Origin of the sequence: Luteimonas sp. RC10, from assembly GCF_014192745.1 — a bacterium.
Classification (GTDB): Bacteria; Pseudomonadota; Gammaproteobacteria; order Xanthomonadales; family Xanthomonadaceae; genus Luteimonas.
Genome location: NZ_JACHYJ010000001.1, coordinates 269,096 through 294,936, shown reverse-complemented (window position 1 = coordinate 294,936; position 25,841 = coordinate 269,096). Strand labels below are relative to the sequence as shown.

Genomic DNA, 25,841 nt, shown 5'->3' with positions numbered 1-25,841 from the left:
TGGGTATGGCGACCGATGCGCCGCAATCGACTGCGTTCGGGCCTGGCCGGGGCTCCACACACGCCCGTCCGCTCGCCGGTGTACGCTGGCATCGACCGGACCTGCGGAAGACTTCGATGAAGACCGTGCTGGTGGCCAGTTCCAAGGGCGGCGTCGGCAAGACCACGATCGCCACCCATCTCGCCGCGCACGCGGCGCTGGCGGGCGAGTCGACCGTGCTGGTCGATGCCGACCCGCAGCACTCGTCCACGCGCTGGGCCGAACGCCGCGCCGGGCTCGACAGCGCGGTGTTGCCGATCGACGGCAGCGCGCGGCACCGCAAGGTGCTGGCGGCGATCCCCGAGGGCACGACGCGGTTGGTCATCGATGCCGCCGCCGGTGCGATGGCCGACGATCTCGACGCCTATCTGGAAGCCGCCGACGCGATCGTGGTGCCGGTGCTGCCGTCGGCGCTCGACATCGATGCGACGGTGGGCTTCCTCAACACGCTCGCCCGCCACGCGCGAGTGCGCCGCGGCAATACCCGCGTGGGCCTGGTCGCCAATCGGCTGCGGCCGTGGACCAACGCCTCGCAGCAGGCGCTCGATCTGCTCGCGCAATGGCCGTATCCGGTGGTCGCGCAGCTGCGCGACAGCCAGGCCTACGTCATGCTCGTGGGGCTGGGCCGCAGCCTGTTCGACTACCATTCGGCGCAGGTGCGCGAGCATCAGGATGACTGGACGCCGCTGCTGAAGTGGCTGAAGAAGTAATCGCGCACCCGATCCCGACCCGACGACGAGACCGCCACGCTCATGCGCGAACTGATCCTGCTCCGCCACGCCCACGCCGACCCTGCGCTGCCCGGACAGGCGGACATCGACCGTCCGCTGTCGGCCGAGGGCCTGGCCGAGGCCGAGGCCGCCGGGCGCTGGCTGCGCGACAAGGCGCTGATCCCCGACTGCGTGCTCTGCTCGCCGGCCAGGCGCACGCGCGAAACGCTCGAAGCGGTGCTGGGCGTGGTCGGCTACGTCGATCAGCGCCTGGAACCTGCGATCTACGAAGCCACGCCCGGCACGCTGGCCGGCCTGGTCGACGACCATCGCGAGGTCGGGCGGCTGCTGCTGGTCGGCCACAACCCCGGCCTTGAGCGGCTCGCGGCGCTGCTGCACAGCGGCCAGTCGGGCGATTACCGCGGCATGCCGCCCGGCGGCATCGCGGTGTTGAGCCTGCGCGACGATGCCGCGGTCGAGCCGGGTGTCGCCGACCTGTCGGCGTTCTGGTGGCCCTGAGCGTCACGTTCGGGACGATGTCCACGACACGGGGACGCAGTGCGCGCGCAGGCCGCGGGCCTTCGCCTGGTATGCCGTGGCTGCTGGCGGCCGGCCTGTGGTTGGCGGCGGTCCCGGCCGCGCCGGTGCTGGCGAGTGAGACCCGCGCGCTGGTGCTCGACACCGCGCGCTCCGACATCGGCTTCCAACTGCGCACGCGCTGGGGCCAGCAGCTCGAAGGCCGGTTCGACGATTGGCACGGCGAGATCGTGGTGCTGCCCGACGGGCGTCATCAGGTGCGCTTGACGCTGCCCACCGGCGGGGTGGAGATCGTCGGCAGCCGCAGCTACACCCGCATCACCCGGGGCGCCGGCTTCTTCGATGTCGAGCGCCATCCCGAAGTGCGGTTCGTGTCCGATCCCTATCCGGCGACGCTCGCGCGCGAGGGCGGTGCGATGACTGGCGTGCTGAGCATTCGCGGCATTGCTCAGCGCGAGACGTTCCGGATCGCGCCGGCGCAGTGCACGCGTCCGGCCGTGGATTGCGACGTCGTGGGCGAAGGCGATGTGCGCAGAAGTCGTTATGCGATGGACCGTTGGGGCTACGCCTTGTCCGACCAGGTCCGCTTCACGCTGCGGATCCGGGCGGTGGAGTCGCACTGATGCGCTGGATCGGACGAGTCCTGCTGCTGGCGGCCACGCTGGCCACTGGCGCCTGTAGCACGCTCACGTCCGCGCAGCGCGAACGTGCGGCGCAGATCGCGATCGAGGCGCGCGACACCACCATCGTGTGCGAGCGTGCCGACGCCTGTGCGACGCCGTCGCCGTTGCGCGAGCTGGGCGTGCGCGCCTTCGCACGCAGCGCGCCCGAGGCGCCGCGTCACTCGGCGCTGTTGCTCGAGTACGGCCAGGATGCGCTGATCGCGCGGCTGGATCTGATCCGCGGCGCGCAGCACACGCTCGATGTGCAGACCTACATCTTCGATGAGGACGATTCGGGCCATCTGGTGCTCGAGGAACTGTTGGCCGCCGCCCGTCGCGGCGTGCGCGTGCGCCTGCTGGTCGACCAGCTCTCGGCGCTGCGCACCGTCGAGACCCTGACCGCACTGGCGGGCGCGCATGTCGGTTTCGAGCTGCGCATCTACAACCCGGTGCTCGGTCGCGCACGCATCAGTTATCCGCGCTATGCGCTGGCGGCGGCGTGTTGCTGGCGCCGGCTCAATCAGCGCATGCACAGCAAGGCGCTGCTGGTCGACGGCCTGGTCGGCATCACCGGCGGCCGCAACTACCAGGACGACTATTTCGACTGGAACGACAGCTTCAATTTCCGCGACCGCGACGTCCTGGTTGCCGGTCCGGTGGTGGCCGACATGGCCGAGAACTTCGAGGCGTTCTGGCAGTCGTCACTGAGCACGCCGGTCGAGCAACTCACCGACGTCGGCCGCCAGTTGCTGCGCGGCGGTGTGCCCGACGTGTCGTTTCTGGACTATGCGCGGCCCGAGCGCGTGGCCTCGGTTTCGGCCGACGCCAGCGATGCGGTGCTGGTGCAGCAGCGTCTGGCCGCGGCCGCGCTCGAGGTGGGCGAGGTGGACTTCATCGGCGACCTGCCGGCCAAGCACAAGCGCGACCACGAGCGCGCGCAGGACGCCACCGCCGCCACGCCGCGGCTGCGCGAACTGATCGAATCGGCCGACCACGACGTGCTGCTGCAGACCCCGTATCTGGTGCTGTCCAAACCGGCCGAGCAGATGTTTGCGGACCTGCGCGAGCGGCCCGATCCGCCGCAGGTCACCGTGTCGACCAACAGCCTGGCGGCAACCGATTCGTTCATCACCTACGCGCTGTCCTACAAGTACAAGCGCCGGCATCTGCGCGATTTCGGCTTCCATATCTACGAGTACAAGCCGTTTCCCGAGGACGCGCCGATCGACCTGGAGGCGACCGGCGCGGTCGGCATTTCCTGGAATGCCGATGGCAGCGTCAACATCGAGGAGAGCGGGGCGGAGGGCGTGGCGACGACGCGCGAGGCCGCGCTTGCGGCCCGGCCCGAGAGCGCACCGCCGCTCACGCGCGAGTACTCGGCGCTGCGCTACGCCGGCATCGGCGTGAACCGGCGCGTGCCGCTCAACCGCGCCGGCGTGCGCGTCGGGCTGCATGCCAAGTCGATGGTGATCGACGACCGGGTCGGCGTCGTCGGCACGCACAACTTCGATCCGCGCGGCGACACGCTCAACACCGAAAGTGCGATCGTCATCGCCGACCCTGCCTTCGCACGCCGGCTGGCGGCGAGCATCCATCGCGACATCGCGCCGGCGAACTCGTGGACCATCGCCCGGCGCGACAAGCCGCCGTTCTTCTCCGGCATCGACTACACGATGGCGAAGATCTCCGAGCGATTGCCGGTGTTCGACCTGTGGCCCACACGCTATGCGACCAGCTACGAGTTCCGGCCCGGGCCCGATTGCCCGGCGCCGCTGTCACCCGACGATCCCGGCTTTCGTGCCTGCTACGTGCCGGTCGGCGACTTCCCCGAGGTCAGCCTCGGTTGGCGCAGCCTGCTGACCCGGATCTCGACCGCCTTCGGCGCGGGCCTGGTGCCGATCCTGTAGCGAACGCAGCACCACTGCACGCCGTGGTCTTGTACGCGGCGCGGGCGTGGCTTGCGTAGTCCCCCGGTTCGTGAGGAATGGCCCTTCCGCGTGACGGGCACTGCGCTCTTCGCGGACGGAAGATGTGGCCGGCAAGGCCCGTGCCCCCACCCGGCGCGCTGGGCGCGCCGGCCTCCCCCGCAGGCGGGGGGAGGCACTCACGCGCGGTCCTGCCTTCCAGCCCCTCCGTCTTGTGAGGGGCAGTCACTGACGTGCGCCTGCCTTTCGGCGCTTCGTTGTTGCGGTGTCGTCACACTCGCGCGGCCCTGCTTTCCGCGATCCCCGCCTGCAGGCATGGCGCCCTTTACGGGTGAAAGGCCGGGATGGGGCACTTCTCGCGCAAAGCCGTAGCCAGGCGGGAAATTTCATTGATGAACAGTAAATGAACAAATGGAGGGGTGTTCGCCGATATGACCTCCGGCACATGGTGTTCTCGAGCGGTGGTGTTGTAGTCTACCAACACACCGAAGCACAACCACACCGGAGCACGACCATGCAGACCCAGACCGCCCCCGCCCAGACCGCCCCCAACGCAGCCTATGTCCGTCCGTTCGGCGTCGGCTACGGCCGCAGCAGCGGCTACGGCACGCCGCGCAGCTACAGCCAGTCGTCGGTGCCCAGCCGCTTCCGCGTCGCCTGATCATCCCTTCAGCCCTCTCGCTCGGACCTTCGCCATGACCCGCATGCTCGCCATCGTTCACGCTGCAGCCCGTCTTGTCCCGATGTCTTCGCTGCCGCGCGAAACCGGCCGTGCGCAGGCCGCCCGCCGCCGAACCGGCGGTGCCCGTGGCCGCGATACCGGGGCCTTGCCGCCGCGGTTCCGTTTCGCCTGATCCCTCCACCGGCCGCGACGGCCAGGGCCCGTTCGAGGCTGCCCCGTCGCTGACGCCCGGCCGCACCGCAACGCACCGGTGCATGCGCCACGTCGACGAACGGCCTAAGCTGGCGCGTTCCCGCCCGGAGTTCCGCGCCGCATGTTCCGCAGCGACACCACGGTCGAACAGCTCAATGCGCTGTCGGCCAATACCGCGATCGCCACCCTCGGCATCGTCTTCACCGAGATCGGCCCCGATTACCTGCGCGCGACCATGCCGGTCGATGCGCGGACCCATCAGCCCTATGGGCTGCTGCACGGCGGCGCGTCTGCGCTGCTGGCCGAGACGATCGGCAGCACTGCCGGCGGTCTGGCCGCGCCCGAGGGCTGCGGCGTCGTCGGCATCGAGATCAACGCCAACCACCTGCGCGGCGTGCGCAGCGGCACGGTCACCGGCACCGCGCGCGCGCTGCACGTGGGCCGCAGCACGCAGGTCTGGGACATCCGCATCGAGGATGCCGGCGGTCGGCTGGTCTGCGCCTCGCGGCTGACGTTGGCGGTGATCCCCAAGCCGTGAGCGCGTCCTCGTCAGGCAGTGGCGCGCGCGTGACCGGTTTGGGTATGGTGCGCGCATGACGTCCTCCCCCATTCATGCCAGCACTGGCGGCCCGCCGGTGCGCGCCTTGCGCTATGCGTATCGCGTGCCGATGCTGCTGTGGCACGTCTTCGTGCACCTGCCGCTGGTGCTGTTGTCGATGGTGCCGCCGATCGGCGCGCGCACGCTGCCCAGCGGTGAGCGGATCGACCACCGGATGATTCGCTGGTGGCAGGGCGGCCTGATGCGGGTGTTCGGCTTCCGCATGCGCCGGATCGGCACGCCGTTGCCCGGCGCGACGCTGTTCGTCGCCAACCATGTGAGCTGGGTCGATATCGTCGCGCTGCACAGCCAGCGGATGATGGGCTTCGTCGCCAAGCGCGAGATCGCCGGCTGGCCGGTCGTGGGCTGGCTGGCCGCGCGCGGGGAGACCATCTTCCACCAGCGCGGCAGCCAGGAATCGCTGGGCGGGGTGCTGCAGGAAATGCTCGCGCGGCTGCGCGCCGGGCGCCCGGTCGCGGTGTTTCCCGAAGGGCGCACACGCGGCGGCACGCATGTCGGGCCGTTCCATGCGCGCATCTTCCTGGCCGCGGTCGAGGCCAATGTCGCGGTGCAGCCGGTTGCCCTGCGCTACGGCATCGGCGGCGCGGCGCAGACGATCGTGGCGTTCCGCGAGCGCGAATCGTTCTTCGGCAATTTCCTGCGCTTGCTGGGCGAGGCGCCGCGGCAGGCCGACGTGATCTTCCTCGAGCCGATCCTGCCGGGCGAGGGCGAAGGCCGGCGCCGGATCGCCGATGTCTCGCGCGAGCGCATCGTCGCGGCGCTGGAGGCGGTGGGATGACCGCGGCGCATCCGTCGGCGACGGCGGATGCCCACCGGCTGCCGGGCGCCGATGGCGGCCTGCGCGGCAGCGACTATGCGCCGCCGGCCTGGCTGCGCAGTCCGCACGTGCAGACCGTGCTCGGCAGCAGCCCCTGGCGACGCCGACGCGGCGCGCGGCTGCTCGCGGCGACCGGCGCGGTGACCACCGAGCATCTGGTCGACGGCGGCGAGGGCGTGCGCCTGCACGGCCTGCATTCGGTGGTGCCCGGCACGGCGTCGCGCGGGCTGGCCCTGCTGCTGCACGGCTGGGAGGGCAGCACCGAATCGAGCTACATGCGCTTGACCGCGGCGCGGATGCTCGAGCGCGGCTACGAGGTGTTCCGGCTGAACTTCCGCGATCACGGCGGCAGCCATCACCTCAACGAGGCGATCTTCCACTCCAACCGCATCGACGAGGTCGTGCACGCCGCGCTCGACGTGGCGCGGCGCTTTCCGGCCCGGCCGATGGTCGCGGCCGGGTACTCGCTCGGCGGCAACTTCGTCCTGCGTCTGGCGCTGCGCGCGCCGGCGGTCGGCCTGCAGCTGGCCGGCGTGGCCTCGGTGTGTCCGGTGGTCGATCCGGCGCGCACGATGGTGTACATGGAGCGCGGGCACCGACTGTATCTGCGCCACTTCGAACGCACCTGGCGCGCGTCGCTGCGGCGCAAGCGCGACCTGTTTCCCGATCGCCACGCCTTCGACGATGCGACCCTGCGACTGGGCATGCGCGAGCTGACCGAGTGGCTGGTCCAGACCCACACCGATTTCGGCACGCTCGACAATTATTTCGATGGCTACTCGGTCGCCGGCGACCGCCTGGCCGGCCTGCAGGTGCCGACCGACATCCTGATGGCCGCCGACGATCCGGTGATCCCGCTCGATGCATTCCACACCCTGGCATTGCCGGCGCATGCGCGCATCGAGCTCAGTCGTTGGGGCGGACACTGCGGGTTCCTGCTCGACGCCCACCTCGACGGGTTCGCCGAGCGCTGGGTCGCCGCGCGACTCGACGCGCATGCCGACGCGGCGCGCGAGGCGGGCACCCGCACTCGGCTGGCGAGCGCGATCGGCAGCGACCTGGCGCCGGGCGCAGGCTGAGCGGCGCGCACAGATCATCCCCGACCTCGCGGCGAGGTCCGCACGCGACGCGCGACGGGTCAGACATGAGCTCCGGTGGGCCGGCAGCGGCCCGCTACAATGACCGGCCCAGCCAGACGGACGGCGTTACGCCGGCACCAGCATGCAGCAACAGATCCTCGATGCCCTGCGCCGCGGCGCCCATGATGACGCCGCCGCGCTCGCGCGTCAGGCCCTGGTCGATGCACCCCGCGATGTCGGCCTGCTGCGCGCCGCCGCGCTTGCGCTGCGCACGGCCGGCGATCGCGACGGTGCGCTGGCGACGATCGATGCCGCGCTCGCCGATGCGCCCGACGAGGCCGAGCTGCACTTCCTGCGTGCGGGCATGCTGCTCGACGCGCGCGACCTGGAGGCCGCGCAGGCGGCGTTGTCGCAGACCGTCGCGCTCGATCCCAACCAGTTCGGCGCCTATGTGATGCGCGCGCAGATGGCGATCGGCCGCGGCGACCTGGACGAGGCCGAGCAGCAGCAGAAGCTGGCCGAGCGCGTGGCGCCCGAGCACCCGTGGACGACGATGCTTGCCGGCGCGATCGCCTCGCGCCGTGGCGACCACGACCGCGCGCTGGGCCTGCTGTCGCACGCCTCCAGCCAGGCGCCCGAGGATCTGCAGGTGCTGCACGCGCTGGCCTTCGGCTATCTCGCGGCCGGCCACCTGGCGTTCGCCGAGCAGGCGTTCCGCCGGGTGATCGAGCAGACCGGCCAGGCGCCGCTGCGCGGCTTGCTGGCGCAGATCGTGCTGCAGCAGGGCCGTCCGGCCGATGCCGCCGACGTGATCGCCGAGATCCTGGCCGATCCGGCCCAGGTCACCCCGGCGTGGCAGACGCTCGGCGGCGAGCTCGAACTGGAGGCCGGGCGTCCCGAACGCGCCGCGCCGTTGCTGCATGCCGCGTTCGCTGCGCATCCCGAGTCGCGCCGCGCGACCAATGCGCTGGTCCAGCTGTGGAGCCGGACCGACGCTGCGGATGATGCCCGCAGCACGCTCGACGCCGCGCTCGCCGCCGCGCCCGAGCACGATCACCTGTGGCTTGCGCGGTTGGCGTTCGAGCCGTTCGCCGGCGAAGCCGCGCGCGGCATCGTCGAGCGCTGGAACGCACGCCGTCCCGATCACCTGCCGGCGCTGCAGGCACGCCTGTCGCTGGAGACCGGGGCCGGCGATATGGAGGCGGCCGAAGCGGTCGCGCGTGCGGTCACCGCGCTGCAGCCCGGCCACGCCGCGGCCAACGAATTCCTGTTCAACCAGTTGCTCACGCGCGACCCGGACGCGGCGGTGAGCTTTGCCGAAGGCCTGCAGGCGACCGCACACGACGCCGCGCGCCTGATGCTGCGCCGCTGGGTCGGCCTGGCCCAGGACGCCGCCGGCCGCCACGCCGATGCGGTCGCGACCTGGACCGCGGTCAGCGTCGAGACCAGCGCCGCGGCGAGCGCACCGCCAGAGCCGACCGCCGCACCGGCGCAGTGGCCGCCGGTCGCCGAGTCCCTGGCGCCGCAACCGCCGGCGGTGTTCCTCTACGGACCGCCCGGCGCCCAGGTCGATCGTGTCGCCGGTCTGCTGCGGCAGGCGGTGCGCCAGTTCCGCGCCGACCGCTTCGCCGGTCCGGTCGCCGATGCCTTCCAGGACACGCGCGTGCCCGCCCGGCTCGCCGCGGGCGAGTTCACCGCGCGCCAGATCGTCGACAGCTGGCGCACCCAGTTGCCGGCACGCGATGCCGGCGACGGCGCGATCGTCGACTGGCTGCCGTGGTGGGACAACGCCTGGCTGCTGGCGCTGCGCCCCGAGCTGCCGCAGGCACGCTTGCTGCTGGCACTGCGCGATCCGCGCGACATGCTGCTCGAATGGCTGGCGTTCGGCACCGCGTTGACCATGCGCATCGAAGACGCGCAGGGCGCGGCCGACTGGTTGGCCCGCCACCTGGCGCAGTTCGCCGAGCTCATCGAGCAGCAGTTGATGCCGGTCACGATCGTGCGCACCGACGCGCCGGCTGCCGATCCGATGGCGGTGTCTGCCGCGCTGGGCGAGGCCCTGGCGCTCGACGGTTTCCCGGTGCCGCCGCCGCAGGCGCTCGGCCCCGATCGCCTGCCGGCCGGACGCTGGCGTGCGTATACCGACGCGCTGGCCGGCCCGATCGCGGCCTTGACCCCGGTCGCGGTGCGCCTGGGCTACCCGCAGGCCTGACCGCTGCCCCGACTTCCGCGCCTTGAGGAGACGACACGATGCGCATCCACAGCGACAGCTTCGCGCCCGGCCAGCCGATTCCCGCGGCGTTCGCGGCGGGCACGCCCGACAGCTTCGGCGGCAACCGCAACCCGCACCTGGCCTGGGACGAGGTCCCGGCCGGCACGCGTTCGTTCGCATTGCTGTGCCTGGATCCCGATGCCCCGACCGACCCGTCGCTGGCCGGCCGCGATGATGTCGAGATCCCGGTCGCGCATCCGCGCGGCACGTTCGTGCACTGGGCGGTGGTCGACCTGCCGGCCGAGTTGCGCGCAATCGAGGCTGGCAGCGCCAGCGATGGCGTGACCCCCGGCGGCAAGCGGCGACCGCCGGGCCCGGCCGGCGCGCGCCAGGGCCTGAACGACTACACCGGCTGGTTCGCAGGCGATGCCGACCTGGCCGGCGACTGGTTCGGCTATGACGGTCCGTACCCGCCGCCCAACGACCTGCGTACGCATCGCTATTTCTTCCGCCTGTTCGCCCTGGATGTCGAACGTCTCGACGTGCCCGAGCGCTTCACCGCCGGCGATGTGCAGCGTGCGATGCAGGGCCATGTGCTGGCCGAAGCCACCGTGTGGGGCAGCTACGCGCTGCATCCGGGCGCCACGCCGGCCTGAGGCCCGCGGCGCGCGCGTCGTTGCGCGCGCGCCTCATGCGGTCGCGCGAGGTCGGGCTCAGCGCGCGACCGTCTCCGACTCGACCACCATGTCGAGCACATACGCCTGCGCCGGCGCATCGGCCGGTGGGTCGGTCACATCGAAGCGTTGCACGCGCACGACATTGCGGGTGCCGTCCTCGTGGGTGAAGCCCTCGATCTCCTGGTACAGCGGCGTCCACGGCGCGTTGCCGGCCACGCGGACGCCGTCGGCGTCGTAGCGCACCTCGCGCACCTGCAGGCAGCGGTGATCGGGGATCAGCGGATGACTGCAGGCCACGCGTTCGGGCGCGATCTCCAGGAACACCTGCTCGCCGGCGCTGCCGTAGCGCGTGGCGGGCGTGGGCGTGCCCTCGAACGTCAGCACGTCGCCGCTCTCGGTCTGCAGCGTCAGCCGTGGGGCCTCGCCCTCTGCGATGGTGATGCGATGGGTGCCGGGCAGGCGCTGGCCGATCTCGCGCTCGAGCGTCTGCAGCCGTGCGTCTTGGCACGCCATCATGGTCGAGATCACCTGGTCGACGGTCATGCGGTCGTCGTCGAGGGCGACGTTCGCGCTCATGTTGTTGCAGGCATTGCGGACCTGGACACCGCCATCGCGGAAATCCAGCTGCAGCGGCGCGCCGCCTTCCGCGAGCAATCCGTCGATCCGGGCCCCCGTGCCCGAACGCGCGTCCACCAGACGCCAGTGATAGGCCCCGAGCGTGGCCGTGTGGTCCGCCGGCGCGGCGTCGGGCAGGTCGGCGGCCGTCGCCTGCGCATCCGGCGTCGCAGCGCCATCGGGCGGCGAGGTGGCCGGCGAGCAGGCGATCAGGGCGAACGGCAGCAGCAGCGGCAGTGCACGACGCATCGGGAGTCTCCTTGTCGGACGAACGAATGCGCTCAAGCTTAACCGGCTCGCCTGTACGCCCCCCGTGGACGCCGACGCCCGCAAGCCCGCGGTTCAAACATCGCATCGGAGCACCGCTCGACCGATATCACTTCCCCCGCCTGCGGGAGAACCAAATCGCGCGTACTACCTCCCGCGCCTGCGGGAGAGTCAAATCGCGCGTACCACCTCCCCCGCCCGCGGGGGAGGTCGGCGCGCCCCGCACGCCGGGTGGGGGCACGGGCCCTCCCGAAAGCCCCGCCTCAGACCCCAGACGGCATCAACAGCAGCAGGCCCAGGCCGAGCGCGATGCGGTAGAGCGCGAAGCCGGTGAAACGATGGCGCTTGATGTAGCCCAGCAGCCACTTGACCACGATGAAGCCGGTCACCATCGCGGCGACGAAGGCGATCGCGACGTCGCCCCAGGCTTCCTCGCCCAGACCCTGGTCCAGCCACAACTCCAGGAACGCATAGCCGCTGGCCGCGAACATGGTCGGGATGCCGACCAGGAACACGAACTCGGTCGCCGCCGAGCGCCGGCTCAGGCCGGCCAGCATCGCGATGAAGATCGCTGCCGCCGAGCGCGAGGTGCCAGGGAACACACCCGCCAGCACCTGCGCCAGGCCCACCAGCACCGCGACCGTCCAGGTGACATCGCTGCGGTCGGGCCTGCGCTCGGCCAGCCGCTCGGCGACGATCATCCACAGCCCGCCGATCACCAGCGCCCAGGCCACCGGTGTGACGGTCTCGGGCAGCTCCCAGCCGGCCATGCGCACGGGCAGGCCGACCAGCGCGGTGACCAGGAACGCCAGCGCCAGCTTCATCGCGTAGTCGCGGTTGGCGCGTTCGCCAAGGCCGGTGGTCAGGCTCCAGATCCGCTGGCGGAACACCAGCGTGATCGCGACGATCGCGCCGGCCTGGATGATGATGTTGAAGAAATCCGAGCGCGCGCCGAGCCAGTGCTGGGCGATCAGCAGGTGGCCGGTGCTGGAGATGGGCAGGAACTCGCTGAGCCCCTCGATGATGCCGAGCAGCAGTGCGGAAATCGGGTCGGACACAGGGACTCACGGTGCAGCGGTGGGGGCGGGCAGCATACGCGCCCGGTCCGGGCGGGGCCAAACCCGCGGCGCACCGTCATGGTCACCTCCCCCGCTCGCGGGGGAGGTCGATGCCACAGGCATCGGGTGGGGGCTGGGGCTTTCGCGAACAGCGGCCCCCACCCCAGCCCTCCCCCGCCATGCGGGGGAGGGAGACAAGCGGGCCGTCCTGCGTGCGCCGCGGATGATCACCTCCCCCGCCTGCGGGGGAGGTCGGCGCGCTCGCGCGCCGGGTGGGGGCCAGCCCCGCGCTGCTAGTCCCGCACCGCCGCCGGCTGCTTGAGCTCGCGATAGCGCGCCAGTGCCGCGCGCAGATCGCCGCCAAGTGCGGCCTGGTCGGCCAGTTGTTGCTCGAGCACCGCAGTCTGGCGTTCCAGATCCGCGCGCTGGGCGCGGATGCCCGCGATCAGTGCCGCGTCGACCGGCGCATCGCGCAGTTCCAGATCGGCGGCCTGGCGCAGCAGCGACAGCAGGCTCGCGCGCAGGTTGGCGATGCCCAGGTGCGAGGTCTTGATCGCTTCTTCGACCAGCACGATGCGCTCGCCGTAGGCGCGCCGCAGGTCGGCTTCGGTCGCGTAGGCCTCGACCATCGCCAGCTCCCGCCGCTGCAGGACCCCGCGTGCCTCGGCCTCGCGCTGCGCCTGCACCTGCGCGGCCTCGGCCGCGCTGCGCTCCTCATCGGTGAGCGCGCGGCCGATCTCGGCGGTGCGCACGCCGCTGCGCGCGTCGATCTCGGTGCGCGCGGCATTCACCGCCGAGGCGGGCAGGGCATCGCCGCAGACCCGGCGACCGCCTTCGTCCCAGCAGTACACCTTGCGGTCGGGGGCCGCGATTTGCGCCCCGGCGGTCGCGGCGGCGAGCGACAGTGCGGCGGCCAGAAGTCCCTGCAACGTCATCGTGTCCCTCCCCCAGGGCGCTGGCGGGCCATCAGCGCGCCGGGCCGCTTCCGTATCGCGACCGGTAGGCAAGCAGGCGGTCGCGCTCGGCATCCAGTGTCGCGTTTTCGCCCGCGAACGCAAGCAGGTCCGACAGCCCGGCGATCGACACCACCGGCACGCCCTGTTCGTCGGCCACCCGCTGGGCGGCCGAGCGCGGATCGTCGTCGGTCAGGCGCTCCTGGCGGTCGAGCGCGATCGCAATGCCCGCGACCCGTCCGCCGGCCGCGTCGATCAGCCCCAGCGCCTCGCGGATCGCGGTGCCGGCGGTGATCACGTCGTCGACGATCAGCACCCGGCGGCCGTCGAGCGGGGCACCGATCAAGGTGCCGCCCTCGCCGTGGGTCTTGGCTTCCTTGCGGTTGAAGGCGATGGGCAGGTCGCGCCCGCGGCGTGCGTACTCCACGCCCAGCGCGCTCGCCAGCGGAATGCCCTTGTAGGCCGGCCCGAACAGCAGGTCGAAGTCGAGTGCGGCCGCCTCGAGCGCATCAGCGTAGCAGCGTGCCAGCGTCGCCAGGGCCGCGCCCGAGTCGAAGCGACCGGCATTGAAGAAGTACGGGCTGACACGGCCGGACTTGAGCGTGAACTCGCCAAAACGCAGCGCCTGCACGTCGAAGGCGAGTTGCAGGAAGCGGGTGCGGTGGTCGGACATCGGCGGCCTGGCGGAAAGGGGCGGAGAGCCGAAATGGTAAGGCAACAGGCGCTGTCGGCCGTATCGGTGCGGCGTTGCGCGCGATCAATGCCGACGATGGCGATGCCGCGCATCCTCGGCGCGTCATGGAAATGGAGCGGGACGATGCGGACGGGATGGGTGGTAGGCGTGGCGGCTGCGGTCGCCCTCGCGCTGGGCGCAGGCAGCGCCGCACTGGCGCAACGCGACGACGACGACGGCTTGCGCGCCACTGCGGCGGCGCTGTTCGGCACAGTGGGCGTGGTGCCGGCGCAGGTGCGGGGTGTCGCGATCACCGAGGAACGGCTTGCGCTGGGCCGCATGCTGTTCTTCGAGCCGCGGCTCTCGCGCAGCCACATCATCAGTTGCAACACCTGCCACAACATCGGCACCGGCGGCGCCGACAACGTGCCGGTCTCGATCGGTCACGGCTGGCAGCGCGGGCCGCGCAACTCGCCGACGGTCTTCAATGCGGTGTTCAACGCCGCGCAATTCTGGGATGGCCGCGCCGCCGATCTCGCCGAGCAGGCGAAGGGCCCGGTGCAGGCGAGCGTGGAGATGAACAACACGCCTGAGCGGGTGGTCGAGACCCTGCTGAGCATGCCGCGCTACGTCGCCCTGTTCGCCGCGGCCTTTCCCGGCGACGCCACGCCGGTGAGCTTCGACAACATGGCGCTGGCGCTCGAAGCCTTCGAGGCCACGCTGGTGACCCCGCACGCACGCTTCGACCGCTGGCTCGGTGGCGAGGATGCGGCCCTCGATGCCACCGAACGCCGCGGCCTGCGGTTGTTCGTCGACAGTGGCTGCGCGGCGTGCCACAACGGCGCGAACTTCGGTGGCCAGGCGTACTTCCCGTTCGGCGTCATCGCCCGGCCCGGTGCGGAGATTCTGCCCGAGGGCGACAAGGGGCGTTTCGCGGTCACCCAGACCGCCAGCGACGAATACGTGTTCCGCGCCGCGCCGCTGCGCAACGTCGAGCTGACCGCGCCGTACTTCCACAGCGGCCAGGTCTGGGATCTGGAGCAGGCAGTCGCGATCATGGGCACCAGTCAGCTTGGCCGCGAACTGGCGACCGCCGAAGTGGCCGCGATCGCCGCATTCCTGCGCACGCTGACCGGCCAGCAGCCCGACATCGCCTATCCGCTGCTGCCACCGAGCACGGCGACGACGCCGCGGCCGGAATAGGCCGCGCCCCCACCCGACGCGCTGCGCGCATCGACCTCCCCCGCGTGCGGGGGAGGTATGGGCGGCGCCGACCGCGCGGACTGCGGGTCGCGTCTCGGTTACCCTTCGCGCCATGAGAATCATCAGTTTCAACGCCAATGGCCTGCGCTCGGCCGCCCGCAAGGGGTTCTTCGACTGGTTCGCTGCGCAGGATGCCGATGTGCTGTGCGTGCAGGAGACCAAGGCCCAGGAGCACCAGCTCGCTGGCCCCGAGTTCCTGCCGGCCGGCTACAAGGCCTGGTTCCGCGATGCGACCACCAAGAAGGGCTACAGCGGGGTCGCGATCTACGCGCGGCGCGAGCCCGATGAGGTGCGCACCGCGCTGGGTTGGGCGCCGTTCGACGAGGAAGGTCGCTACATCGAGACGCGCTTCGGCAACCTGAGCGTGGTCTCGTTCTACATCCCGTCCGGCTCGTCCGGCGATCTGCGCCAGGGCTTCAAGTTCGAGGTCATGGCCTGGTTGCGGCCGATCCTCGACGAATGGCTGGCCAGTGGCCGCGATTACGTGCTGTGTGGCGACTGGAACATCGTGCGCAGCCGCAACGACATCCGCAACTGGTCGAGCAATCAGAAGAACTCCGGCTGCACGCCGCCCGAGCGCGCCTGGCTCAACGGCATGATCGCCGATGCCTGCGGCGACGGGCTGTGCGATCCGCCGGCGACCGGCTGGCTCGACGCGCTGCGCGTGCTGCGGCCCGAAGCCGCCGAGTACACCTGGTGGAGCAACCGCGGCGCGGCGCGGGCCAACAACGTGGGCTGGCGCATCGATTACCAGTTCGTCACGCCCTCGCTGCGCGATCGCATCCAGGCCGCTGCGGTCCACGCCGAACCGCGCTTCTCCGACCACGCGCCGCTCGTCGTGGACTACCGCGCGTGAGCGCCGCCGCGTCGGCGCGTGCCGGCAAGCCGTCGATCTGGCAGGCCTTCACCCAGCCCGCGGCGCGGACGATGTTCCTGTTCGGCTTCGCGTCGGGCCTGCCGTTCCTGCTCGTCGCCGGCACGCTCGCCTACTGGCTGCGCGAGGGCGGCATGGAGCTGCGCGACATCACGATGATCGCCAGCGCCGGCATGGCGTACTCGTTCAAGTTCCTGTGGGCGCCGCTGGTCGATCGCTGGCGGTTGCCGCTGCTCGGCCGGCTGGGCCAGCGGCGCGGCTGGCTGCTGCTGGCGATGGTGGCGGTGATGGCGGGGCTGCTGGGCATGGCGGCCGTCGGCACCGGGCCGCTGGCGCTGTTCGTCGCCCTGACGCTGTTGGTCGCGTTCTCCGGCGCGACGCTCGACATCGCGGTCGACGCCTATCGCGTCGAGATCGCACCGGCCAATGCCCAGGGCGCACTCGTGGCGACCTATTCGCTGGGCTATCGCATCGCGCTGATCGTGACCGGCGCGCTGGCGCTGGTGCTGGCCGACCATGTCGCCTGGCCGATGGTCTACCGCGCGATGGCTGCCTGCATGCTGGTGCCGATCGTCGCCTGCCTGCTCGCACGCGAGCCGGACGTGGTGCGCGTGCGTGCGCAGAACTGGGCGCAAGGATTGCGCGAGGGCGTGGTCGAGCCGTTCGCCGATTTCTTCCGCCGCTTCGGTGGCAAGGTCGCGCTGGCGATCCTGCTGTTCATCCTGGCGATGAAGATCTCCGACCAGGCGTTGATCGGCGGCATCATCGGCCCGTTCTATCTCGACCAGGGCTTCAGCAAGACCGAGATCGCGGCGGTCACCAAGGTCTACGGCATCTGGATCGGCATTGCCGGTGCGTTTCTGGGCGGCGTCGCGGTCGCGCGCTGGGGCGTGCAATGGCCGTTGTTCGTGGCGATCGTGCTCGGCGCGGCGAGCAACCTGCTGTATCTGGCGCTGATCGGCGCCGATGGCGACCTGACCCGACTCACCATCGTGATCTCCGGCGAGAACCTGGCGCAGGGCTTCCTGGGCACGGTCGCGGTCGCCTACATGTCGGCACTGGTCAACCAGCGCTACACCGCCACGCAGTACGCGTTGTTTTCGTCGCTGATCATGCTGCCCGGCAAGCTACTGGGGTTCTTTTCTGGCTGGATCGTCGAAGTCACCGAGGGCTACGCGGTCTATTTCGTGATCACCGCCGTCGTCGCGGCGCCGGCGTTGCTGCTGTTCTTCTGGCTCAAGCCGCGCGTGCGGCTCGGCGATGACGCCGCGGCCGGTACGCAGGGCGACGCCGGCCTCTAGGACCGGCGTCGCTGCGGGGTGGCTCAGCCCTGCACCTCGGCGAGCGCGCCGTCGGTCGTCGGCGGTGCGTGCAGGCAGGCATCCGGGTCGCCATCGAGCCCGGCCGGCATCTGGCAGGGGCGCGGCGAGAAATCGAGCGTGCTCTGCCAGCCGATCCGGCGGTCCGGACGCAAACCCACCTGCACGTCCACGTCGCGGATCACCACGCGCGCAGTCTGCGGGGCGCCGCCGGCGACCGCCCAGCCGTCGAGCTCATGGGCGAGCGTCGGGTCGAGCAGGCGATTGTCCTCGAGCAGGCCGCGCACCTGATTCAAGGCGGCGGTGTGCTCGCCGCCGGCGCCGCTGGGCTCGATGTTGACGCTGGCGAGCATGCCGTCCTGCTGGCGGAACGCGACCCGCTCGGCCGGCACCGTCAACTGCCGGCCGTCGGGCAGCCGCAACGTGACCTGGCGCGCCTGCGCGATCGTGTGTTCGCTGGCGAGCGCGCCGTCACGCTGCGGCCAGGCCAGGTCCACCTGCTCGGCGACGGGCGCCGACAGGTCGATGTGCAACGGCTTGACCAGCGCCGGCGGGGTGTCGATCTTCGCGCAGCCAGCGCTCAGCAGGCCGGCAAGGAGCAGAGCGGTCGCGGCATGGCGCAGGCCGGGCCGGGTGTGGGGGAAAGGCATCGAACGCATGGCAAAACATCCTGTGGAGGGAGACAGCGGGGACCTGGCCGGGCCCGTCTGCGCGGGCCCTGGCGTCGTCGTGGCGAGGCGCGGCCCACGACAGGCGCGTTGCGCCTACGTGGCGTTGCCGATGATCCCCCGCGGCGGATCAGACCAGCGCTGGAGTTAAGGGCGCGTCGATGATGTGTTGGCGCCGCCGTGTGGAAGCGCTTTCATTGCCGGATCGGTGGCGCCGACGGACGCCATGGTCGCCGCAGCACCTGCGCGATCCACCCTGCGGCATGACGGATTAGCCCGCACGCTGGCTCAGCAGTTCGCGCAGCGTCTGCTTGCCGGCGGCATCGAGCGCGCCCTCGCGCTGGCGGGCCAGCAGATCGTCGATGCGCTGCTGCAACACCTGCCGGTCGAGCTGGGCGACGACATCGCGCAACTCGATCTCCCAGGTCGCTTCGTCGCCCGGCAGCGACTGGCTGGCGAGCTTCTGCAGCGCGGTCGCCTCGTCGCGGCCGTCGAAGTGGGCGAGCAGCGAGCCGGTGCTGATGTCGGGGCGCACGCTGGCGACCGCGATCAATTCGGTCAGCAGGTCGATGCCCGGCTGCTGCAGCGCGACGAACGGGTAGGGCGGCGGCAGCGTCGCGGCCATCGCCGGCTTCTGCAGCAACAGCGCGATCGCGTGGCGCACCAGGCTGCGTCGTGGCGCCGGCACCGCGCGCCCACCGCGCGGCATGCGAGTCGGCAGTGCGGGCGCCGATGCCGCAGGTCGGCCCAGTCCGGTCAACTCGGTCAACCGCTGGCGCATCAGATCGGCGAACGCGCCGTCCGGAATCTGCGCCAGCATCGGTTTGGCGCGCTCGGCCAGGCGGGCCTTGCCATCGAGCGTCGACAGCGCGATGCCATCGCCGATGGTGTCGAAGAAGAACGTCGACAACGGCGTGGCCTGCGCCAGTCGCGCCTCGAAGCCCTGTACGCCCTCCTGGCGCACGATCGTATCCGGGTCCTCGCCGTCGGGCAGGAACAGGAAGAACGCCTGACGGCCGTCGCGCATGCGCGGCAGCACCGATTCCATCGCGCGCGTCGCTGCGCGTCGACCGGCGGCGTCGCCGTCGAAGCAGAAGTACACGTCGGCCGCGTTGCGGAACAACAGCTCGGCGTGGTCGGGCGTGGTCGCCGTGCCCAGCGTCGCCACCGCCTGCGGCAGGCCGTGCTGGAACAGCGCCACCACGTCCATGTAGCCCTCCACGACCACCAGGCGCTCGATCTTCTGGTTGGCCTGCCGCACCTGCCACAGGCCGTAGAGTTCGCGGCCCTTGTGGAACAGCGGCGTCTCGGGCGAATTGAGGTACTTGGGCGAGTCTTCGGCCGCCAGCACCCGGCCGCCAAATGCAATCGGCCGGCCGCGGCGATCATGGATCGGAAAGATCACCCGGTCGCGGAACTTGTCGTAGCTGTGGCCGCGCTCGTTCTTCGACAGCAGGCCGACTTTCTCCAACACCGTGATGCGGCGTGCGTCGTCCTTGCCCAGCGCGTCCTTGAGCGCCGAGAAGCCATCCGGCGCATAGCCGATCGCGAACTGCTCGCGTGTCGCCTCGTCGACGCCGCGGCGGTCGAGATAGTCGCGCGCCTTGTCGCTGCCGGCCAACTGCCGCCGGAAGAATCGGGTCGCGGCCTCGAGCGCCTCGTACATCGGTGCGCTGTCGGGCCGCGCTTCGCGCTGGGTCGTCTCGCGCGGGATCTCCATACCGGCGCGCTTGGCCAGCTCGTCCACCGCGTCGAGGAACTCGAGGCGGTCGTAGTTCATCAGGAACGAGATCGCAGTGCCGTGCGCCCCGCAGCCGAAGCAGTGATAGAACTGCTTGGTCGGCGAGACGGTGAAGCTGGCCGAACGCTCGTCGTGGAACGGGCAGCGCGCCGAGTACTCCTTGCCCTGCCGCTTGAGCGGGACGCGCGCGTTGATCACCTCGACGATGTCCGTCCGGGCGAGCAGGTCGTCGATGAAGGCGTCGGGGATGCGGGCCATGTCAGGAGCGCATCAGGCGTTCGAGCAGCAGCGTCTGCAGGTCGCGGCGGCTGTCCAGCACCGCGACGACATGCACCGCGTCGGTACCCGGCAGATAGAGGATCCGCCACGGTTTGACCACCAGCTCCCGGTACTGCGAGAGACCGGCGTCGCCGAGCTCGGGTACGATGCGTCCCCGTTCGCTGAGGCTTTCCAGGGAGGCGGCATGCTGCTGCAGGGTATCCAGCGTCGCCAGCGCCGCATCCGGACTTTCGGCGGCGATGTAGTCGATGATGGCGGACAGATCGTATTTGGCGGTTGCCGTCCAGTGGACCGCGCGCTCAGCCATGCCGGGGGTCCAGCCGGGCGCGGAGCTCGGCGAAGACCTCGTCCTGCGGCTGGGTGCGACCTGTACGGACGTCAGCCTCGCCTTGCGCGACCAGCTTCATCATCAGCAGGCTCTGCTGCTGGCGCTGGTAGCTCTCATAACTCTGCACCACGGCGGCGCCGCGTCCATTCTGCGTCAGGATCACGGCCTGCCGGTCTTCCTGCAGTTGCTTGAGCCACTGGCTGGCCTCGGACTTGAAGTCGCTCAGGCTGATCACGGATTCGGTCATGGCGATCGTCCTTCAAGGACTGAATTAGGTCCAAGTATAGTCCGATCGCGTGTCGACGGGCGGTGCTTTCAGCGCGCGCTGGCGCTTGCTCCAGCGGCCTGCCGCTCGGCGCGCTTGCGCAGTGCACGGTCGACCGACGCCCGGCGCAGGCGCTCGTCGACGACCGCGGTGATCAGTGCGCCGACGAAGAAGATCGTCGCCGCGTAGTACATCCAGATCAGCAGGATCACCAGGGTCCCGAACGAGCCGTAGGCACTGCCCGGTGCGGCGTGGGTGATGTACAGCCCGATCGCCCAGCGTCCGAACACGAACAGCACCGAGGTGATGAGCCCGCCGAACAGGGCCTGGCGCCAGCGCACGCGCCGGTCGGGCAGGTAGTGGTAGAGCAATGCGAATGCCAGCGAGTAAAGCACCAGCATCAGCGAATTGCCGATCAGCGGCAGCACCGTCGGCACGTTGGCGAAGATCACCTCGACCGCGGTGGTCAGCAGGGTCGAGGCGAGCACCAGGAAGCCGAGCGCGAACACCACACCGGCCGAGAACACGCGCTTGCGCAGGAATGCCTTCAACCCGCCGGGAATGTGGCCGCTGTCGGTCTTGAAGATCAGGTTCAGCGTGCCTTGCAACTGCGCGAACACCACTGTCGCGCCGACGAACAGCAGCAGCGTGCTCCACAGGCCCGCGAGCGAGCCCACATCAGGCTGCTCGTTGGCGTTCTGGATCACCGTGCCGGCGACCGTCCGCGCGCCTTCGCCGGCGAGCTCGCCGATCTGCTCGAGTAGGGCGTCCTGCGCCGGGGGATACAGCGATGCGGTGATCCACAGCACCAGCACCAGCAGCGGCGCCAGCGAGATCAGCGTGTAGAACGACAGCGACGCGGCCTGGGTCAGCAGGTCGGCATCGATGAAGCGCTTGACCAGCGTGGCCGGCACGCTGTCCTCCACGCGCTCGACTGTCCTGTCCAGACGCCGGCGCGCACGCGACCAGCGCGTATGCGGCTCGGGCGCGGTGTCGGTGGTGTCCACGGTGTCGGGCGAAGAAGACGGCGGCGGGCTGGGTGCGTTCATGCGGTCGGTCGTGATCGGGGCCGGGAGACGGGCTGCGCGAGGCGCCCTTCCGGCGTGGCCGTCACTCTAGTCGCGCAGGCGTAGGGAGGCGTGATGAACGTGCCTTGTGTCGATGGCCGCGGGGTGTCGCAGCGCGTGCCCCACCCGACGCGCGATGCGCGTCGACCGCCCCGTAGACGAGGGCGGTGCACAGAGGCGCGCGGACGGTGTGCCATGCGTCCGGCCCCACACGCGCTCGTGCTCAGCCGATCACGCGCTCGAACGGCGGCAGCGCATCGAGGATGCGCTTGCCGTAGCGGCGGGTCAGCAGCCGCGAGTCGAGAATCACCACGCGGCCGGTGTCGCTCGAGGTGCGGATCAGGCGGCCGGCGAACTGGGTCAGCGTGCGCAGGGCGTGCGGCACGGCGATCAGGTTAAACGGGTTCAGCCCGCGGGCCTCGAGCCATTCGCCGAGCGTCGCGGTCTGCGGGTCGGTCGGCACCGCGAACGGGACCTGGGTGATCACGACCGTCGTGCAGGCCTCGCCGGGCAGGTCGAGGCCCTCGCCGAACGAGTTGAGCCCGAACAGCACCGAGCCCTTGCCGGCGGCGACGCGCTCCAGGTGCGCGGCGACGACCTGCGACTTGTTGCCTGCGCTCTGCAGCTGGATCGAGCCGCGGCGCGAGGCCGGCATCAGCTCGGCGACCTTTTCCATCTTCCAGCGCGAAGTGAACAGCACCATGCTGCCCTTCTTCCAGTCCAGCTCGCGCGCCAGCCACTCGGCGACCGCCTTCGGATGGCCCTCACGGTCGTCGGGCGGCACCGGGAACGGCGGCACCACCAATTGCGCCTGATGCGGCAGGTCGAACGGCGAGGGCAGCGATGCGGTCTCGGCGTGATCGGGCAGGCCGGTGTCGATCGCGAACGACTGGAAGTCGCCGCCGCCGGTCAGCGTGGCCGAGGTCATGACGACCGAATCGACCTCCTTCCACAGCAGCGTGCGCAGCACGTGCGCGGCCGAGACCGGCGAGCAGTGCAGCGCCAGATCGCCTTCGCGCGTCGCGGTGACCCAGCGCGCCATCGGCGGTGCGCCGTCGCGGTCCTCGCGGCGCCAACCGGCCCACAGGTCGTGCTGTTGCTCGACCATCTCCAGCGCCATCCCCAGGCTGCGCTGCAGCTTCTCGCGCGCCGGATCGTCCTGCTTGGCGCGCGCGACCGCCTGCTGCGCGGCATGCACCCAGTTGAGCAGCGCGCGGGTGTCCTCGGCTAGTGTCTCGATCGCCGGCGCCCAGTCGTCCGGAAGCCGGCCCAGCGGCGCACGCCACATCGGCTCGCGCTCGCCCGGCTCGGGCTGCCAGACCCGATCCACCTCCAGTTGGAAGGCCTTGAGCGCCTTCGACACCCGCACCGCCAGTTCGATCGCCTCGTTGGGCAGCAGCGTGCCGATCTTCTCCTTGTCGACCAGCCGGTAGCTGCCCGCGATCAGGATCTGCATGCGACCGGTGCGCTTGGCCATGTCGGCCAGCGGCAGGCGCGCGGCGCCCTGGTCGATCGCGACGTTGGCCACGTGATGGCCCTCGTCGAGCACCAGCAGCATCTCGCTCGGCGGTGCCAGCAGTGGCTGGCCGTTCTCGACATCGCCCATCGCCAGCGACGACAGCAGCAGCGCGTGGTTGGTGACCACGATCTGCGCATCGCGCACGGTGGTGCGCGCACGCAGCACCGGGCATTGTTGCGCAAAGCTGCAGCGACGTCCCGCGCAGCCCGAGGCCGGCGTGGTGATGCGTGCGCGCAGCGCCGGCGAGACCGGCTCGGGCGCGGCATCGAGGTCGCCGTCCCACAGCCGGTCGGCGTGCGCTTCGAGCAGACGGTGCGCGGCATCGACTTCATGCGGCGCCAGCGGGCGGTCATAGAGCTGGCGCTCGAAGTCGCCGCCCTCATCGGGACCGGTGTCGCCCGGCAGCAACGTGCCCTGGCTGTGCTCGGCGTGCAGTTCGGCCGCATTACGGGTGCACAGATAGCGAGTGCGCCCCTTCGCCAGCGCGACCTTCGCTTCCAGCCCGGTGGCGGCGAGGAACGCGGGAATGTCGCGTTCGACCAACTGCGACTGCAACGCGACCGTGCCGGTGCTCACGACCAGCTTCTTCTTCGTCGCCAGCGCGATCGGCACGCCGGCGGTCAGGTAGGCGAGCGACTTGCCGACGCCGGTCGGCGCCTCGGCCACACCGATGCCGCCCGAGGTCGCGAGCGCACGCGAGACCAGCCCGATCATCGCGCTCTGCGAGCGACGCGTGCTGAAGCCAGGCGTGTTGGCCTGGAGCTTCGCGTACGCGGCGCGGATGTCGGCCTTCAGCGCCTCGGTGAGGACGCGCGGCGGCGCGTCGGCCGCGGGCCGGGCCGGCGGCTGGAGTTCGGGTTCGCCCATGCGCGCATTGTCCCACGCCCGGTCGCGCCGATTGAGAGCGCTGCTGCGCGGGCGGACATGAACGGCGCGTCTGCGGCCTGCTAGAGTGCGGTCGGCAACGGCGGACGAGGACCGCGATGGCATCGAACCCGGCATTGGACGCCTGTGTGCGCGACGCGCTGGCGCGCGGCGCGACCCGCATGCAGACCGCGGAGGCACTGGCGGCCGCCGGTTGGCCGCAGGCGCAGATCGACGGTGCGCTGCGCGCCTGGGCCACGGTGCCCTTCGTCGTGCCGGTCCCGCGGCCGCAGCCATCGCTGTCGGCGCGCGATGCGTTCTGGTATCTGTTGCTGTTCGCCACGCTGTACGTCTGGGCCTGGCAGCTGGGCAGCCTGGCGTTCGATCTCATCGCGTACGCGTTTCCCGATCCCACCGATCCCGAGTACCGGCTACAGCGGATGGGGGCGTCGATGCGCAGCGCCTCGGCTGCCTTGCTGATCGCCTTCCCTGCGTTCGCCTGGCTCGCGCACCGGCTCTCGCGCGAGTTGGCGCGTGATCCACTCAAGCGGCTGTCGCCGGTGCGGCGCTGGCTGACCTATATGACGCTGTTCCTGGCCGCCGCCGTGCTGATCGGCGATGCGATCGCGCTGGTCTACAACGTGCTGGGCGGCGAGCTGACCGTGCGCTTCGTACTGAAGGTCGCGGTGGTCGGTGCGATCGCTGGCGCGGTGTTCGCGTTCTATCTGCTCGACCTGCGCAGCGACGAGGCGGTGTCGTGAGTGCGGCGACACTGGGCCGGGTGCTGATCGTCGCCGGCGGCGTGGCGAGCGTGGCCGCGGTTGCGACCGCATTGTTGTTGATCGGCTCGCCATCTGCGCAGCGGCAGGCCCGCATGGATGCCATGCGCGTGCACGACCTGCGGCGGATCGAGCAGGCCGCCACGCGGCAACTCGAACGCGACGGCGTCCTGCCCGACACATTGGCGGCGATCGATGCGCCAGATTTGCGCCGTGCGGATCCGAGCACCGGTGCCCCCTACGGCTATCGTGCGCTTACGCGCGGCCGCATTGAGCTGTGTGCGGACTTCGCCACCGACAACCGCGATCCGCTGCGCCAGGTCGAACCCGGGCTGCGTGCCGAGTGGCCGCATGGAATCGGGCGAGTGTGCTTCGAGCGGCGGGCCGATCTGCCTGCGGCGCCGGCGGTGCCTGCCGACTAGTTGTGTAAAGCCGGCGTCGTCGCGGGCCAGACACATCGCACCCGTGGTCGATCGGCAGCGCGCGGGTCAGATTGGCGACGCCATTGGCCGCGGCAGGAATGGCTGAGCAGCGGCTGGCGTTTACGGCAGGCATTCCGGCTCGACCGGCCCTTCCGTGCAGGCGGAGGGGTTGCTCGCGGTTTTTCTGCAGTACGCCATATCCAGGCGGGCCCGACAGTAGTGACTGCCCAGGCGCCGTTCGACGCTGGGGGCGAGCGGCTCCACACCAGGTTGGCAGGCAGGCAGTTCCGGCTGAAGTGCACACCAGCCCGGGGACTGTTCCGTCATTGTGTACCCCGCGGCGAGCAGGCAGTTCTCGGCCTCGGCCTGCTGGTCGGGTGTCCGCACATCGTTTGGGGGAAGCGAGGCGGTGTGCGGGTGCGGCATGCCACATTCCAGCAGGGCTTTCTTCGTATCGAGACGCGAAGCCCCCGGCTTTTGCCAGGCCTGAAAGGCCGCCAGCGGTGGCTGGAAAGGCAGTCTTCCAGTGCAGGCCGAGAGGCTGATCGTCGTCAGCAAGATCACGGCGGGCAGCGCTTTCATGCCGATGGCCTCGCTTCGACGTCGACAGGGTTGGGGTTGCCGCAAGCAACGCCGCCGGGTTTGCCGCCGCTGCCGCCGTCGCAGCTATGAACAGTGGTCGGGTCGCCGAACATGTTCCGCCATTTTCGATCTAGGTACTGCCAGGGGCAACCGG

Annotated in this window: 26 protein-coding genes and 1 pseudogene; 16 read left to right on the top strand and 11 right to left on the bottom strand. The window is 70.7% G+C overall.

The window, feature by feature from the left end; translation table 11 throughout:
* The first annotated feature begins 116 nt into the window (after positions 1 to 116).
* From FHW73_RS01255 to FHW73_RS01205, 11 genes and pseudogenes are all read left to right on the top strand, one after another.
* On the top strand, positions 117 to 749 hold the full coding sequence (locus FHW73_RS01255; RefSeq protein WP_183424891.1) for a ParA family protein: 633 nt from the start codon (positions 117 to 119) through the stop codon (positions 747 to 749).
* 42 nt (positions 750 to 791) lie between these two features.
* Complete coding sequence (locus FHW73_RS01250) at positions 792 to 1,268, top strand: histidine phosphatase family protein (protein ID WP_183424890.1); 477 nt, start codon at positions 792 to 794, stop codon at positions 1,266 to 1,268.
* Between the two features lie 17 nt (positions 1,269 to 1,285).
* Complete coding sequence (locus FHW73_RS01245; RefSeq protein ID WP_255492537.1) at positions 1,286 to 1,909, top strand: YceI family protein; 624 nt, start codon at positions 1,286 to 1,288, stop codon at positions 1,907 to 1,909.
* Positions 1,909 to 3,855, top strand: a complete 1,947-nt coding sequence (locus FHW73_RS01240; protein WP_183424888.1) for a phospholipase D family protein — start codon at positions 1,909 to 1,911, stop codon at positions 3,853 to 3,855. Before FHW73_RS01245 ends, FHW73_RS01240 begins: the two co-directional genes overlap by 1 nt.
* A 532-nt stretch (positions 3,856 to 4,387) precedes the next feature.
* Positions 4,388 to 4,534, top strand: a complete 147-nt coding sequence (locus FHW73_RS01235) for a hypothetical protein (RefSeq protein ID WP_183424887.1) — start codon at positions 4,388 to 4,390, stop codon at positions 4,532 to 4,534.
* Between the two features lie 34 nt (positions 4,535 to 4,568).
* A complete protein-coding gene (locus FHW73_RS01230; RefSeq protein ID WP_183424886.1) occupies positions 4,569 to 4,727 on the top strand; it encodes a hypothetical protein in 159 nt (52 codons plus the stop codon).
* Between the two features lie 141 nt (positions 4,728 to 4,868).
* A complete protein-coding gene (locus tag FHW73_RS01225; RefSeq protein WP_183424885.1) occupies positions 4,869 to 5,285 on the top strand; it encodes a hotdog fold thioesterase in 417 nt (138 codons plus the stop codon).
* Positions 5,286 to 5,340: 55 nt separating this feature from the next.
* Positions 5,341 to 6,144: a lysophospholipid acyltransferase family protein gene (locus tag FHW73_RS01220; protein WP_183424884.1), complete on the top strand. Its 804-nt coding sequence runs from the start codon at positions 5,341 to 5,343 to the stop codon at positions 6,142 to 6,144.
* Between the two features lie 59 nt (positions 6,145 to 6,203).
* Positions 6,204 to 7,178: pseudogene (locus FHW73_RS01215) on the top strand (alpha/beta fold hydrolase); the annotation flags it as partial.
* A gap of 226 nt (positions 7,179 to 7,404) precedes the next feature.
* A complete protein-coding gene (locus tag FHW73_RS01210) occupies positions 7,405 to 9,474 on the top strand; it encodes a tetratricopeptide repeat protein (protein ID WP_183424883.1) in 2,070 nt (689 codons plus the stop codon).
* A 38-nt stretch (positions 9,475 to 9,512) separates the two neighbouring features.
* Positions 9,513 to 10,130, top strand: coding sequence for a YbhB/YbcL family Raf kinase inhibitor-like protein (locus FHW73_RS01205; protein WP_183424882.1), 618 nt, complete (start codon positions 9,513 to 9,515; stop codon positions 10,128 to 10,130).
* 57 nt (positions 10,131 to 10,187) lie between these two features.
* On the opposite strand, the gene FHW73_RS01200 is transcribed toward FHW73_RS01205, so the two are convergent.
* The 4 genes from FHW73_RS01200 to pyrE all read right to left on the bottom strand — a co-directional run bounded on the left by FHW73_RS01200 (position 10,188) and on the right by pyrE (position 13,717).
* Positions 10,188 to 11,015, bottom strand: coding sequence for an META and DUF4377 domain-containing protein (locus FHW73_RS01200; RefSeq protein ID WP_183424881.1), 828 nt, complete (start codon positions 11,013 to 11,015; stop codon positions 10,188 to 10,190).
* Between the two features lie 281 nt (positions 11,016 to 11,296).
* Positions 11,297 to 12,091 (bottom strand): undecaprenyl-diphosphate phosphatase, encoded by a 795-nt coding sequence (locus FHW73_RS01195; RefSeq protein WP_183424880.1) that lies wholly within the window; start codon positions 12,089 to 12,091, stop codon positions 11,297 to 11,299.
* A gap of 293 nt (positions 12,092 to 12,384) precedes the next feature.
* Positions 12,385 to 13,026: a hypothetical protein gene (locus FHW73_RS01190; protein ID WP_183424879.1), complete on the bottom strand. Its 642-nt coding sequence runs from the start codon at positions 13,024 to 13,026 to the stop codon at positions 12,385 to 12,387.
* A 31-nt stretch (positions 13,027 to 13,057) separates the two neighbouring features.
* The gene (gene pyrE, locus FHW73_RS01185; RefSeq protein ID WP_183424878.1) at positions 13,058 to 13,717 is read right to left on the bottom strand and encodes an orotate phosphoribosyltransferase; all 660 of its coding nucleotides are present in this window, start codon (positions 13,715 to 13,717) and stop codon (positions 13,058 to 13,060) included.
* A gap of 144 nt (positions 13,718 to 13,861) precedes the next feature.
* Between pyrE and FHW73_RS01180 the strand changes: the two genes are divergently transcribed.
* The 3 genes from FHW73_RS01180 to FHW73_RS01170 all read left to right on the top strand — a co-directional run bounded on the left by FHW73_RS01180 (position 13,862) and on the right by FHW73_RS01170 (position 17,155).
* A complete protein-coding gene (locus tag FHW73_RS01180) occupies positions 13,862 to 14,920 on the top strand; it encodes a cytochrome-c peroxidase (protein ID WP_183424877.1) in 1,059 nt (352 codons plus the stop codon).
* Positions 14,921 to 15,032: 112 nt separating this feature from the next.
* Positions 15,033 to 15,836: an exodeoxyribonuclease III gene (locus tag FHW73_RS01175; protein WP_183424876.1), complete on the top strand. Its 804-nt coding sequence runs from the start codon at positions 15,033 to 15,035 to the stop codon at positions 15,834 to 15,836.
* A 71-nt stretch (positions 15,837 to 15,907) separates the two neighbouring features.
* Positions 15,908 to 17,155 (top strand): MFS transporter, encoded by a 1,248-nt coding sequence (locus FHW73_RS01170; RefSeq protein WP_183425352.1) that lies wholly within the window; start codon positions 15,908 to 15,910, stop codon positions 17,153 to 17,155.
* 23 nt (positions 17,156 to 17,178) lie between these two features.
* Here the strand turns inward: FHW73_RS01170 and FHW73_RS01165 are convergent, their stop codons facing one another.
* The 6 genes from FHW73_RS01165 to dinG form a co-directional block, all read right to left on the bottom strand.
* Positions 17,179 to 17,832, bottom strand: coding sequence for a hypothetical protein (locus tag FHW73_RS01165; RefSeq protein ID WP_183424875.1), 654 nt, complete (start codon positions 17,830 to 17,832; stop codon positions 17,179 to 17,181).
* 280 nt (positions 17,833 to 18,112) lie between these two features.
* Complete coding sequence (gene dnaG, locus FHW73_RS01160; protein WP_183424874.1) at positions 18,113 to 19,840, bottom strand: DNA primase; 1,728 nt, start codon at positions 19,838 to 19,840, stop codon at positions 18,113 to 18,115.
* A gap of 1 nt (position 19,841) precedes the next feature.
* Positions 19,842 to 20,168 (bottom strand): type II toxin-antitoxin system RelE/ParE family toxin, encoded by a 327-nt coding sequence (locus tag FHW73_RS01155; protein WP_183424873.1) that lies wholly within the window; start codon positions 20,166 to 20,168, stop codon positions 19,842 to 19,844.
* Positions 20,161 to 20,436 (bottom strand): type II toxin-antitoxin system Phd/YefM family antitoxin, encoded by a 276-nt coding sequence (locus FHW73_RS01150; protein WP_183424872.1) that lies wholly within the window; start codon positions 20,434 to 20,436, stop codon positions 20,161 to 20,163. Before FHW73_RS01150 ends, FHW73_RS01155 begins: the two co-directional genes overlap by 8 nt.
* Before the next feature lie 68 nt (positions 20,437 to 20,504).
* Positions 20,505 to 21,503: a YihY/virulence factor BrkB family protein gene (locus FHW73_RS01145; protein WP_183424871.1), complete on the bottom strand. Its 999-nt coding sequence runs from the start codon at positions 21,501 to 21,503 to the stop codon at positions 20,505 to 20,507.
* 241 nt (positions 21,504 to 21,744) lie between these two features.
* A complete protein-coding gene (dinG, locus tag FHW73_RS01140) occupies positions 21,745 to 23,907 on the bottom strand; it encodes an ATP-dependent DNA helicase DinG (protein ID WP_183424870.1) in 2,163 nt (720 codons plus the stop codon).
* Positions 23,908 to 24,023: 116 nt separating this feature from the next.
* Between dinG and FHW73_RS01135 the strand changes: the two genes are divergently transcribed.
* Positions 24,024 to 24,665: a DUF5671 domain-containing protein gene (locus FHW73_RS01135; RefSeq protein ID WP_183424869.1), complete on the top strand. Its 642-nt coding sequence runs from the start codon at positions 24,024 to 24,026 to the stop codon at positions 24,663 to 24,665.
* Entirely contained in the window at positions 24,662 to 25,105 is a 444-nt protein-coding gene (locus tag FHW73_RS01130; RefSeq protein WP_183424868.1) for a hypothetical protein, read from the top strand. Before FHW73_RS01135 ends, FHW73_RS01130 begins: the two co-directional genes overlap by 4 nt.
* A 120-nt stretch (positions 25,106 to 25,225) precedes the next feature.
* On the opposite strand, the gene FHW73_RS01125 is transcribed toward FHW73_RS01130, so the two are convergent.
* Positions 25,226 to 25,687 carry a hypothetical protein gene (locus FHW73_RS01125; protein ID WP_183424867.1) on the bottom strand — a complete coding sequence of 154 codons (462 nt, stop codon included), beginning with the start codon at positions 25,685 to 25,687 and terminating at the stop codon, positions 25,226 to 25,228.
* Positions 25,688 to 25,841 lie beyond the last annotated feature (154 nt).